The sequence below is a fragment of the Streptomyces sp. NPDC048338 genome (assembly GCF_043201055.1).
Lineage (GTDB): Bacteria > Actinomycetota > Actinomycetes > Streptomycetales > Streptomycetaceae > Streptomyces.
On the sequence record NZ_JBICYQ010000004.1, the window covers coordinates 166,566 to 181,237 of the forward strand.

At 72.7% G+C, this 14,672-nt stretch carries 10 protein-coding genes; all 10 read right to left on the minus strand.

Annotated features, from left to right (window positions below; all coding sequences use genetic code 11):
• Positions 1-19: 19 nt before the first annotated feature.
• The gene (locus ACGFZF_RS11135) at positions 20-1,762 is read right to left on the minus strand and encodes a thiamine pyrophosphate-binding protein (RefSeq protein WP_393553212.1); all 1,743 of its coding nucleotides are present in this window, start codon (positions 1,760-1,762) and stop codon (positions 20-22) included.
• On the minus strand, positions 1,759-3,129 hold the full coding sequence (gene dpgC, locus ACGFZF_RS11140; protein ID WP_393553727.1) for a (3,5-dihydroxyphenyl)acetyl-CoA 1,2-dioxygenase DpgC: 1,371 nt from the start codon (positions 3,127-3,129) through the stop codon (positions 1,759-1,761). The genes ACGFZF_RS11135 and dpgC overlap by 4 nt, the downstream gene beginning before the upstream one ends.
• A gap of 52 nt (positions 3,130-3,181) precedes the next feature.
• On the minus strand, positions 3,182-3,886 hold the full coding sequence (dpgB, locus tag ACGFZF_RS11145; protein WP_393553215.1) for an enoyl-CoA-hydratase DpgB: 705 nt from the start codon (positions 3,884-3,886) through the stop codon (positions 3,182-3,184).
• A 32-nt stretch (positions 3,887-3,918) separates the two neighbouring features.
• Positions 3,919-5,043 carry a 3,5-dihydroxyphenylacetyl-CoA synthase DpgA gene (gene dpgA / locus ACGFZF_RS11150; protein ID WP_393553217.1) on the minus strand — a complete coding sequence of 375 codons (1,125 nt, stop codon included), beginning with the start codon at positions 5,041-5,043 and terminating at the stop codon, positions 3,919-3,921.
• 256 nt (positions 5,044-5,299) lie between these two features.
• Positions 5,300-8,062, minus strand: a complete 2,763-nt coding sequence (locus tag ACGFZF_RS11155) for an AAA family ATPase (protein ID WP_393553220.1) — start codon at positions 8,060-8,062, stop codon at positions 5,300-5,302.
• Positions 8,063-8,364: 302 nt separating this feature from the next.
• A complete protein-coding gene (locus ACGFZF_RS11160) occupies positions 8,365-9,819 on the minus strand; it encodes an MFS transporter (RefSeq protein ID WP_393553222.1) in 1,455 nt (484 codons plus the stop codon).
• 106 nt (positions 9,820-9,925) lie between these two features.
• On the minus strand, positions 9,926-10,585 hold the full coding sequence (locus ACGFZF_RS11165) for an isochorismatase family protein (protein WP_393553225.1): 660 nt from the start codon (positions 10,583-10,585) through the stop codon (positions 9,926-9,928).
• Between the two features lie 37 nt (positions 10,586-10,622).
• Positions 10,623-11,150: a flavin reductase family protein gene (locus ACGFZF_RS11170; RefSeq protein ID WP_393553227.1), complete on the minus strand. Its 528-nt coding sequence runs from the start codon at positions 11,148-11,150 to the stop codon at positions 10,623-10,625.
• A gap of 180 nt (positions 11,151-11,330) precedes the next feature.
• Complete coding sequence (locus ACGFZF_RS11175; RefSeq protein ID WP_393553229.1) at positions 11,331-13,016, minus strand: NAD(P)/FAD-dependent oxidoreductase; 1,686 nt, start codon at positions 13,014-13,016, stop codon at positions 11,331-11,333.
• A gap of 36 nt (positions 13,017-13,052) precedes the next feature.
• Positions 13,053-14,333: an NAD(P)/FAD-dependent oxidoreductase gene (locus tag ACGFZF_RS11180; protein WP_393553231.1), complete on the minus strand. Its 1,281-nt coding sequence runs from the start codon at positions 14,331-14,333 to the stop codon at positions 13,053-13,055.
• Positions 14,334-14,672: the final 339 nt, after the last annotated feature.

Consider the following 14,672-nt stretch of genomic DNA (forward strand, 5'->3'; position numbering starts at 1 on the left):
GTCCGCGGCGGTGCGCGGATCAGGCACTGTCACGGTGGCCCGTGATGGGGACGTCGATGAGGACGGGCTCCGTGCCGGCCGCCGCCCACGAGACCGCCTCGGTCAGGTGCGCGGTCGAGCCCGCCCGTACCGCGCTGATGCCGAAGAACCCGGCGAGGCGGGTGAAGTCGAGGTCGGGCGGGGCCAGGTCGAGCCCGTCGGGACGGCGGTCCGACCCGACGGTGAGGCCCAGGAACTCCGCGGCCGGGGTGAGGTCGAGTCGCGGCGGCGTGAGCTCCAGGCCGCGCGAGCCGCGCCGCCCGCCGGCGTCGCGGTGCCGCTCGCGGCGGACGACCGTCTCCTTGAGCGTGCGGTACTCGCCGTTGTTCATCACCACGAAGGTGACCGGCACCCGGTAGTGCGCGGCGCTCCACAGCCCCTGGAGCCCGAACAGGGTGCAGCCGTCACCGAGGACGGCCACCACCGGGCGGCTCGGGTCGCCCATCCGGGAACCCACCGCCGCGCCGATGCCCGACCCGAGCCCGCCGCCCACGGTGTGCACGTACGACCGGGGGAACTCCAGCGGCAGCACCTGGCGCAGCAGGACCCCGCTGGTGATCGCCTCCTCCACGACGACGGCGTCCTCCGGGAGACCGGCGACGACGGCGTGCACCGCGGCCAGCGGGTCCAGCGGGGCCTCGCCGTAGGCGGCCAGGGCCCGTTCACGCACCAGGGCGCGCCCCTTCTCGTGGACCCGCCCGGTCCGCTCCGTGCGCGAACGCGCCTCGGGGACCTTCCCGGCGAGCTGCCCGGCGAGCACCGCGAGGGTCTCCCGGATGCCGCCGACCAGACCGAGGGCCACCGGGAAGTTGCGTCCCGGTTCGCCCGGGTCGTCGTCGAGCTGCACGACCTCGGTGCCGGCCGGGATCGGCTGCCCCGGCTCGTAGTGGTGCGCCATGAACGCCCGGGTGCCGACGATGAGGACCACGTCGTGGCCTTCGAGCGCGGCGCGGATCGCCGAGTAGCGCGCGTCGAGCACGCCCGCGTAGAGCGGATGCACCGTGGGGAAGTCCACCCCGTCGTGCATCGGCTGGTGGTAGACGGTGGCGCCGACCGCCTCCGCGACCGCCACCATCTCGGCCAGCGCGCCGTCCCGGCCCACCCCGTCCCCGGCGACGATCGCCGGCCGGCGGGCGGCGGCGAGCCGTTCGGCCGCCTCAGGCCAGCCTGCGGCCGGCCCGAGCCCGCGCAGCACCGAACGGGGCGCGGGCGGGTCGACCGGGGTCTCCTCCTCCAGCAGGTCCATCGGGATCGACAGGAACACCGGACCTGCGGGCGGTTGCACGGCCAGCGCGAACGCGCGGCGCAGCATCAGGGGGAGGTCGTGGGCGTGCTGGACGTCGAAGGTGTGCTTCACCGCCGCCCGGGCGATCCCCACCAGGTCGCCGGAGAGCATCGGGTCCTGCGCCAGATGGCGTCGGTCCTGCTGCCCGGCGGTCACCACCAGCGGGGTCCGCGAGCGCTTGGCGTTGAGCAGTCCCACCATGCCGTTGGCCAGCCCCGCCGCCACATGCAGGCTGACGAACGCGGGCCGGCCCGTGGCGCGCGCGTAGCCGTCGGCCATCGCGACCACGGAGGCCTCCTGCACCCCGAGCACGTAGCTCAGGTCGGGGGCGGCGGCGACCGCCTCGACGAAGGGGAGCTCGGTGGTGCCCGGATTGCCGAAGACCCGGGTCACCCCCTCGTCGCGCAGGACCTCCAGCATCGCGTCGATCGGCCTCACGACCCCGACCCCGTCCGCCGGTCCCCGGACGTCGCGGCGCTGAAGCGGTCCACCTTGTCGATGACGTCGTCGCTGTAGAGCCGGAGGGCCTGCTCGAAGGCGAACTCGGCGGCGTACGCGCGGAACCGGTCCTCCGGCTCCTCCGCCAGGTTGATCATGTGGCGGTTCGCCACCACCGCGGGCGTCGCCAGCCGCTCGGCCGCCGCCCGGACCGTGGCGTCCATCAGCTTCGGGTCCACCACCTCGTCGCAGACCAGCCGCGCCTCCGGCTCGTGCGCCCACAGCTTGCGGCCGGACAGGATGACCTGACGGGACAGCCGGGCACCGGCCAGGCTCGTCAGCCGGAGGTTGGCCATGCCGGGCACGATGCCCTCCTGCGCCGCCGGCAGGCTCAGATACGAGTCGGCGGCGGCCACGACGTGGTCGGCCGCGAACAGCAGCTGCATGCCGCCGCCGATCGCGAACGTGTCGACCGCGGCCACCCACGGCTTCTCCACCAGCGGCCGGGGCCAGCCGTCGTCGACCCGCACACCGCGGATCAGCTTGTGGATGTAGCCGAGTTCGCGCCGGAGCAGGAAGTCGACGTACGAGATGCGGCCCTGGTGCAGGTCGACCAGGTTGATCCCGGCGCAGAACACCCGGCGGCCCTGGTAGCGCGGATGGGTCATCCGCCCGCCCCGCAGCACGCCCACCCGGACCCGGTCGTCGAGCAGCGCCAGGTCGACGGCCGTCTCCACGTCCTCGACGAGCTGGTTGTCCTCGGCGTTCAGGAACCGGCCGTTGCACAGCGTCAGATGCGCGGTGCCGTCGATCCGCTCCAGGTGCACCGTGCCCAGTTCGACCAGCCCCGTCCGGCCGAACTCGCCGAGCAGCGAACGGGCGCGCTGCGAGGGCCGCAGCATGGCCTGGAGCAGATGCGGACCCGCCACCGGTGAACGGAGGATCTCCCGGAAGAAGATCCCCTGGTCGATCTCCCGCCCCTCCTTGTCGGCCTGGGCGCACTCGCGCTCGGCCGCCATCTGCGCCTCGGTCGGGGTCAGCCCCGGGAAGGCGTCGGCGGCGGCGAACACCAGCTCCGACAGGCTGCGTTGTTCCCGGAGCTCGCCGGTCAGCACCTCGTACACCCGCTCGGCGTGCAGCCGCAGGAACGCGCCGCGCACCCGGCGCTGGTCGCGGAACAACTCGGCGGCCAGCTGCTGCTCGTCGGGACTGCGGTCCGGCTTGGCCGGCAGCTCCGCGAGCAGCTTCTCCGCCGCTGCGGTGCAGGTCATCAGGGCGTTGGCGTCGCCCAGCAGCGAACCCCCGAAGACCGGGGCGGGGGTGCGCCACTGCTGCTCCGTGCTGCCCACGGCGCTGACTGTCACGATCGGTACTCCTTCGGCGTTCTGCGGACGGGACGGACGGAAGACGGGCGGAGACCTACCGCGGAGCCGGGGCGAGCTCGCCCCGGGAGCGGCGCAGGGTCCGGTCGCACGCGGCGAGATGCTTGCCCAGCGCCTCCTCGAAGGCGGTGACACCGGCGTCGAGGACGAGCTGCCGCCGGATCGCGAGCTCCGCGGGCACCAGCCGGCCGAACCGTTCCGCGAGCCGCGCCGCGACGGCCGCCGGATCCTTGGCCGTCTCGTCGATCAACCCGGTCTCCAGCGCCCGCTGCGCCGACACCTGGGCGCCGAACAGCACCAGCCGGCGCGCACGCGTGCCGCCGAGCTGGTTCGTGAGACGGTGCACGGACATCCCGGCCCACACGCTGCCGTCGTTGGCCGGCACGTCGATGCGCAGCCCCGGGGCGCCGATCCGGAGGTCGGCGGTGAGCAGCACCTCGAACGCCGGGCCGCTGCACACACCCTCGACGATCACGATCTTCGCCGACCGGGTCTGCTCCAGCCGCCGCAGGGCCTTCTCCCAGCGGCTCACCAGGTCGATGCCCACGGCGCCCGGCCACTGCGTCGCGGTGTCCGTGCCGTGCAGCCGGATCACGGCGGTCGTCCCGCCCTCGGAGTCCTCCAGCCGGTCGCAGAGCGCGTTGATCTCCGCGACCAGGGGCGCGGACAGCGGACGGGAGCTGTCGATGTCGAGCGTCGCGGCGGGGGAGGGGGCCGCCTGTGCGGTTTCTGCGGAAGACATGTCTGGTCCTACTCGTCTGGTCGGGAAGGGGATCAGTAGCGGACGAGGGCGGTCTCGAGGGTCGAGCCGGGGCCCATCGTCATGAGGACGCCGTAGTCGCCCGGGCGTGTGACCCCCTCCCGCATCAACTGCTCGTACGAGAAAAGGAAGGAGCCGCTGGAGAGGTTGCCGTAGTCGCGCAGCACGCTGGTCGTGTGGCGCACGTCGTGCCGGGTGAGGCCGAGGTTGACCGCGACCGAGTCGATGACCTTCTTGCCGCCGGAGTGGATCAGCCAGTGGGCGATCTGGCTGCGCCGCAGGCCGGTCCCGCTCAGCAGGTTCCCGATGACGGTCTCGGCGTGCGCGCCCACCACGTACGGCACGTCCCGGTCGAGGAAGAAGCTGAACTTGCCCTGGTCGTCGTCCCAGTCGTAGCGCATCGCGGCGACGGCGTCCGGGACGATGCAGCTGGCGTACTTGAGGACCTGCGGGCCGGTCCGCTCGGTCTCCGGCGTGCCGTGCGAGACGGCGATCGCGGCGGCGCCGTCGCCGAAGAGGCTGTTGACGACCGAGGTGCGCATGGTGCCGTCGAAGACGTAGGCGGCCGAGCACACCTCGATGCACACCATCAGCGCGATCCTGCCGGGGTTGGCCGAGGCCCAACCGGTGGTCGCGTTCAGCGCGTTGAGCCCGGCGTTGCAGCCCATGCCGACGACGTCGAGCCGGCTGCAGTCGGTCGGGATGCCCACCTCGCGGATGAGCAGCGCGCTGAAGCCGGGCGTGAGCAGCCCGGTGGAGGACACACAGACCAGGTAGCCGATGTCGCTGACCGCGGCGCCGATCTGCTTGAGGCAGGAATGGAGCGCCCGGGCGCCCATCTCGGTCCCGCGCGCCTTGTGCTTGGCCAGCAGCTCGCCCTGGGTCTCCATCCGGGGGCGGCCGTCGTCGCCGAAGGGCGGCACGTCGAGGAACCGCTTGTCGATCGCGCAGTTGAGGAAGACCGAACGGATGCGCCGGTCCTGGATGTCGTACAGATCGAGGAGGTCCTCCTGCGTGTAGGAGGAGTCCGGGTTCGAGGTGCCGACGCCCAGGATCGACGGGCCGCCGCGGGTCGCGGCCCAGGGGGCGTCGGAGAGTCGGATGTCGTCCTGCCGGACCGGGTTTTCGCTCAGGAGCATGCTGACCGCCCATTGCTGAGAGCCGGCGGAGAATCACGCCGGTGCATCGGGAGTTCGGGAGAATCGGCTTTCGAATGCTTCGGGAAAGAGCCGTGTCCTCAGCCTAGTTCGGACCGGGGAGGCGACGTCATCCCTGTTTCGTGTGAACGCCGTCACCGCCTTTACTAGGGGGACTAGGGGGTGAATGCGGGAATCGCGGAAGACATAAGGGGTCGGGTTGCGGGGTGGGTGTTCCGCATTCAGGGGTGGCGGTTCTTCAGCGGCACAGCGACGGGTTCTCCCGGGCCAGTCCGGAATCCGGTCCCTCTTCGTCCTCCAGGAAAACCGGGAGGTCGGTGCGGTTCTTCACCCGGAGTTTCCGGTAGACCTGCGTCAGATGCTGTTCGACGGTGCTGACGGTGATGCACAGCCGGTTCGCTATCTGCCGGTTGCTGTGACCCTGCGCGGCGAGACTGCCCACGCGGTGCTCGGCCGCGCTGAGTTCCGCCGCCCGGTCGCCGAGCAGCGCGCCCGCGCCCTGCGCCGACGACGTCGCCGAGAGCCCGGGCAGCAGGGACCTGCTCAGCCCCTCCGCCTGGCACTCCCGCGCGGTCCGCCAGGCCCGTCGCAGCGCCGGACGGGCACGTCGCGCGTCGCCCGTCGCGTGGTACGCGCCGCCCAGATCGGCCAGGGTGTGGGCGAGTTCGACCCGGTCGCCGGCCGACTGGAGCGCCTCCACGGCGTCGGTGAGCAGGGCCGGACGTTCGTGCGGCTCCAGCGCCGCAGCCAGGTGCCGCAGGGCCCGGCCGAGCGTCCGCCCGTCGTCCCCGGGCACCCCGTCCAGCTGCTCCTCCAGCAGGGCGCGCGCCTCGGCCCGGCGGCGCAGACGCAGCAGGGCCTGCGCGGCGTCGATCCGCCACGGCAGGGCCCGCGGTCCGTCGTCGCCCCAGTCGCGCAGGAGCTGCCCGCAGGTCTGGAAGTCGCTGAGTGCCGCGTACGGCCGGTTGACCGCCAGCTGGTACTGCCCGCGGGCCTGGAGGTACCGCAGCCCGAACGGGGTCTCCAGCAGGGCGGGCGGCACCGGCATCGTCAGGTACGCCGCGGCGTCCTCGTACCGGCCCGTGCGGACGGCCGTCGTGAGCAGGCAGGCGAGCGGCGCGCCGACCTGGACGCCCCAGCTCGGCAGGGACGTCTCGTCCAGGGCCGCGGCGGCGAGCTCGGCGGCGGCCGGCAGGTCGCCGCGCAGCAGCGCCGCCTCGGCACGCGCCGCCCGCAACAGCCCCGGCCACTCCGGGCCGTCCTCTCCGGCCGCGTCGTCCAGCATCGGCAGGCACCAGGGCGCCACCGCGGCCAGCCGCTCCGGCCGGGCCAGCGTCAGCAGCCCGAGGGAGATCCGGGACAGCGGCTCCTCGGGGCGCAGACCCGGCCAGAGGCGCTCCCCCGGCACCGCCTCGTCGCCGCCCATCGCGCGCAGCACGGTGCCGACGAGCGAGGGGGCGCCCTGCCCGGCGGACGGGCGGGCCGGTGGCGCCGGAGCCGCGCCGTCGCGGGGGCGCTGTCCCGGGTAGCAGAGTTCGAGGACGGCCCGGACCTCGCGCAGCTCCGCGGCGTCCGGCCCCGCCGTCGTCGCCGCGAGCTGGTGCAGCGCGGAGGCGGCGTCGTCGACCCGGCCGTGCCAGAGCAGGTACTCCAGCGTGGCGAGGCTGTCGCGGTGGGCCAGCAGTCGCCGGTCGACGGCCTCGGTGAGCTGCCCGAGGTGCCGGACCACGCGGGCGGGTTCGATCCGCCACTCGGCGTCGGCGAGCACCGCCCGGCTGACGGCCCGCTGATGCTCGTCGTCGGCGATCGTGTGGGCCAGTTTGAGGCAGTCGAGGGCGAAGTCGACCCGGCCGTCGGCGGTCGCGCCGGCCGCGGACTCGTGGAGCACGGCCGCCGCCCAGGGCTCGGTGGGCTCACCGGCGGCGACGAGGTGGTGCGCGATCGCGGTCGGCCGGCCGCCCTCCGCGTGCAGCATGCGGGCGGCGCGCCGGTGCCGGGCGACCCGCTCCCGTGCTCCGAGGTCCCGGAGCACCGCGGCCTGCGCCGCCTGGTGACGGAAGCGCCCCTGCCGCAGGACGCCGGAGTCCTCCAGGAGCTCGACGAGCGCGCGGGTCTCGATGCCGCCGAGTCCGGACAGCCCGGCGACCAGTCCGGCCGCGGGCGTCCCGCCGAGCACGGCGACCGCCCGGGCGACCGCCAGGGCGTCGGGTTCGACGCGGTGCAGGCAGCTCACGACGCGTTCGGCGAAGCGGTCCCCGACGACGAGGCCCGAGGGGCCGGCGCCGCCCGCCGTCCGCGCCGCCGCCTGCCAGTCCTCGGCCAGCGCCCGGACCAGCAGCGGATTCCCCCCGGTGACGGCGAACGCGCCGGCGGCCAGACTGTGGGCGACGTGGGCGTCCAGTTCGTGGGCGAGCAGCGCGGCGACGCCGTCGCAGCCGAGCGGGTCGAGCCGGAGCTGCCGGCAGTACGGATGGCGCGACAGCTCGGTCCGCAGGTCGGCGGAGCCGGAGCCGGCGCGGTCCTGGTCGCCGAGCACCAGCATGACGCGGGAACGGCGCAGCCGGCGGGCGAGGAAGAGCAGGCACTGGAGGGAGCCGGTGTCCGCGTGGTGGACGTCGTCGACGCCGATGAGCAGCGGCTCGGCGTCGCTCATGTCGAGGAAGACGCGCGAGACGCCCTCCAGGACCCGGGGTTCGATCGTGCCGTCCGTCCCGCCCGCCTCGGCGAGCACGGCGTCGGCCCGCCGCGCGTACGCGGCGTCGGCACCGTGCAGGAGCTGGCTGAGCAGCCCGAACGGCAGGTGGCGCTCGGCCGGGGAGGCCGCGGCCCCGAGCCGGCGCACCCGGTCCCCGGCCACCTGCTCGGAAAAGGTGTGCAGGAGTTCCGTCTTGCCGACGGCCACGGGCCCCCGGACGACCACGACGCTGCCGGATCCGTCCAGGCAGTCGGCCAGCAGGTCGGACAGCAGGGTGAGTTCGGGGTCGCGTTCGACCAGCACCATCCGTGTGCACCTCCTCCAGGCGTCCGTTCGCCCCTCAGCGACGGGCTGCGGCGTTCGGCGTGCCGGGCGCCGTGACCGGTTCAGTCTGCGGGAGATCGTCTGAACGACTGCTGGACGTTCTCTCCCCGTCGCCGGACGGGGGCGCGGCGGGCCGGATCGGGGGTGTGGCGGGCCGGGCGGCCACGGGTGGCGGAGCGGGCACGGAGCCGCGGGGGCCGCGCACGCGAACGACCGGCCGCGCCGGGGATCCGGTGCGGCCGGTCGTGTCGGACCGGGTCGTTCGGGCGACGGCCGGGCGGCCCTCAGGGACGCGGGCCCTCACCGCCGACCGTCTCGGGCCGGCGGCCGGGCGCGCCGTTCTGCCGGGCCACCGGGCTCGGGCCGAGGTTCGGCCCGCGGCGCGGCAGGACGAACAGCGCGACCAGGACGGCGACCAGCAGCAGACCGCTGTTGACCGTGAACACCATGCTGTAGCCGTGGGTGAGCCGGGCGCCGGGCGAGTCCGTGACCGGCGCGCCGTCGGTGCTCGCCAGGGCGATCGTGCTCATCGCGGCCAGTCCGATGCTTCCGCCGATCTGCCGCGCGCTGTTGAGCAGGCCGGAGGCCATGCCGGCCTCGTTCGGGGCGACGCCCGCGGTGGCGGCGTTGGCGATCGGGACGAGGAGCGGCCCGATGCCGAAGCTGGTCACCAGGGACGGGCCCAGGACGTCGACGAGGAAGTTGCCCGTGGGGCGGATCTGGCTGAACCAGAACATGCCGACGGCGCCGATGATCCCGCCCACGATCAGCAGGTGACGCGCCTCGAAGCGGGCGAGCAGCCGGACCGCGTAGAGCGAGCCCACGACCAGGCCCAGGCAGAACGGCAGGAAGGCGAGACCGGCGGTCAGCGCCCCCATCCCGAGGACTTCCTGGAGGTAGAGGGAGACGAAGTAGAACGAGGTGAAGATGTTGATCGAGACCATCATCATGTAGATGTTCGCCCCGGACACGGACCGGTTGGTCAGCACCCCGAGCCGGAGCAGCGGTTCCTTGGCCCGTGTGCCCTCGTAGACGAAGAAGCCGGCGAGCAGCACCGCCGCGACCGCCAGCGAACCGATGGTCGCCGCCGAGCCCCACGGCTCCACGTCGGTCCTCACCAGGGCGAAGACCAGCAGCGAGGTGCCGAGGGTGGCCAGGATCGCGCCCACGACGTCGAGCCGGCGCGCGGTGTCGCCCGCCTGGGCCGCCGGGACGTGACGGCCCGCCAGCAACAGGCCGACGACCGCCAGCGGGACGTTCACCAGCATGACCCAGCGCCAGTCGATGTACTCCGTGAGCAGGCCGCCCACCACCACGCCGACGGCCGCGCCGCCCGCGGTGACGGCGCTGTAGACGCCGAGCGCCTTCCCGCGCTGCGGGCCGGCCGGGAAGGTCGTGGTGAGCACGGCGAGCGCGGCCGGGGCGATCAGCGCAGCGCCGACACCCTGGGCGGCGCGCGCGGCGATCAGCTGGCCCGGGCCCTGCGCGAGACCGCCGAGCAGTGACGTCACGCCGAAGAGCGCGAGACCGATGAACAGCAGCGGCCGGCGGCCGAACCGGTCGGCCGCCCGGCCGCCCAGGAGCAGTAAGCCGCCGAAGGTCAGCGTGTACGCGTTGACCACCCAGGAGAGCCCCGACTCGTCGAAGCCGAGCGCCGTTCGCATCGACGGCAGGGCGACGTTCACCACCGAGACGTCCAGCGAGACCATCAGTTGGGCGATCGCGACCGTCCACAGCACCCCGCCGGGGCTAACGGAACGTTCCTCTCGTGCAGTATTTTTGTACATGTATAAATAGTAGCCACGCAGGGTGCCTCTGTCGAGCGGGACCGGGGCCGGCGGCGGGTCAGACGGCGGCGGAGCGGACCCCCGCCGACAGGGCGTCCGCGAGTTCCGCGGTGGACCGCACGACCGCGCAGCAGCTCGCCGCCCACTCCAGGGCCGCCCGGTGCCGGTGCGCGTCGAAGTCGGCGACCGCGTCGGAGGCGAGGAAGACCTCCATGTTGCGGTCGAAGGCGTCCAGGGCCGTCGTGACGCAGCCCAGGTGCGCGTACACCCCGCAGACGACCAACTGGTCGCGCCCCGCCGCGCGCAGCTCCCGGTCCAGGCCGGACCCCGAGAAGGCGCTGTACCGCCAGGCGGGCAGGACGACCCCGGCCGCGTCCGGGGCGACCTCGCCGACGATCGCCGCGTCCTCCAGGACGTCGTCGAGGCCCTTGCCCCAGAAGTCCGTGAGCAGCCCGCGCTCCCCGGGGGCCTGGGTGCCGGGCTGCACGGTGTGGATGACCGGCATCCGCAGCCGGCGGGAGAGCGCGACGAGGGCGGCGGCGTTCGCCAGCAGGCCGGTGAGGGGCGCTTCGCCCGGGGCGTAGGGACGCAGGAAGTAGCCCTGCATGTTCAGCAGGAGCAGCGCGGCCCTTCCGGGGTCGGGGATCCAGTCGACCCGGTTCACGACGGGCCGTTCCGCCCCGGGCATCGGGTACGGGGGGATCGCGGAGACGTCCATGGCCCTCCTCACCCTCCGGCGCGGGCCGCCGTGGCGGTCACGAGATGAAGTCGTAGGAGAGGAAGCCGTTCTCCGCGTCCTCCGCCCAGGACCCGTACCGCCGCATGCCGTACAGCAGCGGCAGGGGGGAGCGCAGCGAGGTCACCACGGTGACGCGCGCCATCACGATCGCGTGGTCGCCGACGGCCTGGTCCTCGGTGACCACGCAGTCGGCGATGGTGTGCGCGGCCTCGACCAGGTGGGGACCGCCGTCCGGCGCGGCCGCCCAGGGGGTCCGCTCGAAGCGGTCCGCCGCCCCGGAGCCGAACAGCTCGGCGGTGGAACGGGCGTGCTGGTGCAGCAGGTTGACCGACAGCCTCCCGCTGCCGAGCACCGCGCCCAGGGTGGGGCTGTCGCGGCGCAGGCAGACCAGGAGGGTCGGCGGGTCGAGGGCGACGCTGCACAGCGACGTGCACGTCATCCCCCAGGGGACACCGTCCGGGGCGGTGGCCGTCACGACCGAGACACCCGTGGGGAATCCGGCCATCAGGCGGCGCAGATCGGCTTCGTACCGCTGGTGCGACATGGGTCCTCACTTGTGTCGGTCACGAGTGGCCCGCTCGGCCACCGGTGACGCGTACGTGCGGGGCGGGAGCCGGACGGCCCCGTGGCCGGAGTACGGGTCCACGGGGCCGGCCGGGTGGTCATGGCCCCGGCGCCGGGGCCGGGCGCGGTCGTCCGCGGCCCGGGCGCCGGGAGGTCGGGCTCAGTAGTCCGAGGCCCCCGTGCCGCTCTCGGCCTCCTTGGCGAGCGCCATGCCCCGGCTCGCGTTGAGCATGCGCCGCCCGATCTCCGGCGGTGCCTGGGTGCGCGACCACTCCTCGGCCGCGTCCATGCGCTCCCGCGTCATGTTGAAGCAGCGGTTCTCCGGAAGGCCGAACTTGTCCGCGTGCGCGATGAAGTCGACCTCCTTGCGGATGTACTCGTGGATGCGCTCGGCCGCGACCTCCGGCGCGAGGGTGCCCGCCTCGACCGACTCGCACAGCTCCCGGGTCAGCGTCCCCAGGCGGACGAAGGTCTCGCTGATGGGGAGCGGGGAACCCGGGTTGCCGGAGCGCTCGGCCTCCAGGAAGACGTCGGGGTCGCCGCTCTCGCTGTACCGGTAGTAGGCGTCCTCGACCATCATGTTGCCGCTCATCGTGCCGAGCATCCACGTCCGGTTGACCGCGTTCCACAGGTCGTAGTGGCCGAAGCCGACGAACGAGCTGTAGACGAGGTCGTCGTGGAAGTCGAACAGCCCCTGCTGGAGGTCCTCCACGTGGGCGAAGCGCTCCCGGGACCAGTCGCCGTCGCGGGAGGCGGCGATCAGCCGCCAGCCGAGCGCGTTGACGAGCTCCAGCGTGTTGGCCAGACCGCGCGAGTACAGCGCGTCGATGAAACCGGCGGCGTGCGAGGTCAGGCAGAAGCGGTCGCCCACGACCTGCCCGGCCGAGTACTGCAGCCGGCCGGTGGACACCCACGGACGGACCGCCTTGGCGCCCTCGAACTGCCAGGCGATCTCCGGGAACCGCTCGAGGAAGTCCGCGAACTCCTCCTCCGGGGGCATCGAGCCCTTCGGGTACTTCCGCGGGTCCAGGGTCAGCCCGACGCTGCACAGCGGATTGCGCGCCTCGGCGTGGTTGTCGAACGGGATCACCCAGAGCCAGCCGCCGTCGAAGACGTGGTGCAGCGTGCCGTGGTGCCACGGGCTCGGCTGGTCGTGCGGCTGCGCCGTGGGCGAGTCGTCGAACGGCTTCACCCCGATCATGTGCGTGAACAGGCAGCGCGAATGGGTCCGGGCCCGCGTCGGCGTCTCCCGGAGGTCGAACTTCTCGGCCAGCGGCGAGCGGAAGCCGCTGCCGTCGACCACGTAGGACGCCCGGAACTCCTCGCCGTGCTCGGAGCGCAGCACCGCGCCCTCGTCCGGGTCGATGTCGATCTCGGTGATCCGGGTCCCGACCCGCGCGTCGGCCCCGTAGGTGATCGCGACGTGGAACAGGTGCGCGTCCACGTCCTGCCGGAACAGGTGCGTCTCGGTGCGCAGTTCGAGCGGGACGACCAGCTGGTTGATCTCCTGCGGGTTCTGCGGCTGCCCCTCACGGTGGTAGACGAAGCCGAAGTTCTGCTTCTGGCCGCAGTTGGGGGAGATCTCCTCGATGGTCCCCTTGTAGTTCGACAGCGCCTTCAGCTCCGGCACGTCGTAGCGCTTGGCGATGAGCCGCGCCATGCCCGAGGTGTACGGGATGGTCGACTCGCCCACCGCGAACCGCGGATGGGTGCCCGCGTCGACGATGAGGGTCCTGACCCCGTTGCGGGCCAGCACCGCGCCCAGCATGCCTCCGGCCATGCCGCTGCCGAGGATCACCACGTCGTATCGTTCTGCATCCGCGGAGGCGGAGTTCTTGCCTGGCACCAGATTGTCCTTTCCTGGACGGTCGACCGGGACGGCTCAGCCCTTGGCGGCGGGGGACAGGGGCTCCTGCGGGACGAGGTCGTCGACGGTGATGTTCAGCGCGAGGTGCTTGCCGCGCAGGCCGCCGAGCAGCGTGACGAAGTCGGTCGCCGGGGTGTTCTTCTCCTCCGGGTCGATGATCGACTGGGCCAGCTTGTGGTAGTCCTCCTTCTTCAGCGTCCGGTCGTAGAAGCGCTCCACGAAGGAGCGGACCTCGTTGAAGAAGCTCAGGTAGGCGGTGGCGTAGCGCTTGAGCGCCACCTCCTCGATCTCCGGGTACTGCAGGATCTTGTCGATGACCCGGGACAGGATGCTGCCCGCGGTCGTCGCCAGCGCGACACCGGTCGAGATCAGCGGGTCGACGAACGCGGCCGCGTCACCGACGGCGGCCCAGCCCTTCCCGTAGACGGTCTGGTTCGTGTACGACCAGTCCCGCGCGCTGCGGAAGCCGGCCGACTGGCGGGCGTCCCGCAGCATGTGCTTGAGCTTGGTGGTCTTCTCGACCTCGTCGTGGAAGAGCTGCTCCAGGTTCTGGTCGCTCTCGCCGGCGACCGAGCTCGGCGTCACGAAACCGACGCTGACCGTGCCCTTGTCGAGCGGGATCCCCCAGAACCAGCCGTTCTCGATGCCCTCGATGAGGATGTTGGTGTACTGGTCGCCGGGCAGCCGCTCGCAGTTGTCGAAGTACGTCCACACGGCGACGTTGCGCAGCTTGTCGTGCCAGTTGATCTCCGAGTACTTACGGGTGAGGACACGCGCCTGGCCCGAGGCGTCCACCACCATCGAGGCGCTGACCTCGTAGGTCTCCTTGCTGCCCCGCACGGTGAAGCGGACGCCGGTGACGCGCCCCTCCTCGTCCTCGACCGGCTCCTTCACGGTGGCGTCCTCGACGACGAACGCCCCCAGCTCGCGCGCCCGGTCCAGGATCAGCGCGTCCAGGTCGGCCCGCCGGGTGTGGTACGCGAAGGGGTAGTCCCCGCCGTCGACGAAGGAGAAGTCCCAGGCCGCCTGCTCGCTGCCCCACACGAACGTTCCGCCGTACTTGCGCTCGAATCCGCGCTGCTCCATCCGCTCGGTCAGCCCCATTTCCTCCATGGGGGCCATCACGACCGGAATCAGGGATTCTCCGACGTGGTATCGCGGAAAGCGCTCACGGTCGAAAACAAGGACCTTGTGTCCGCGCTTGGCCAGAAGTCCCGCGGTGGTGGCACCGGCCGGCCCGCCACCGATGACGATGACATCGAATTCAGTGGGTATGCCGGTGAGAGTGGACGGCATGTGCGACCTTCCCGATCTGCAACGTGCCACGTCCCGCCGAAGCGGGTATCAGCAGCACTGCGTTGGCTGGACCCAGCCAGATTCGAGCACGCACGCTGAACGCCTTCTGCACGCCGTCTGGACGCCTTCTTGGCGAATCCGGGCGTCCGCTGGATTAGGGGCGGGAACAGTGGTTCGGCGGATCGAATAGGGGTTGTATTCGCCGTCCCGCCCTTTCTAGCGTTACGCCAGGTGTGCTCACCGGGGCGCGGCCCGAAGGCGAGCGAGCCGGAGGAAACGGCGCCGCCCGGCCTCCCGGGTGCTGCGCCGGCGGTGGAGACTCAGAGCAGGCAGGAGCGT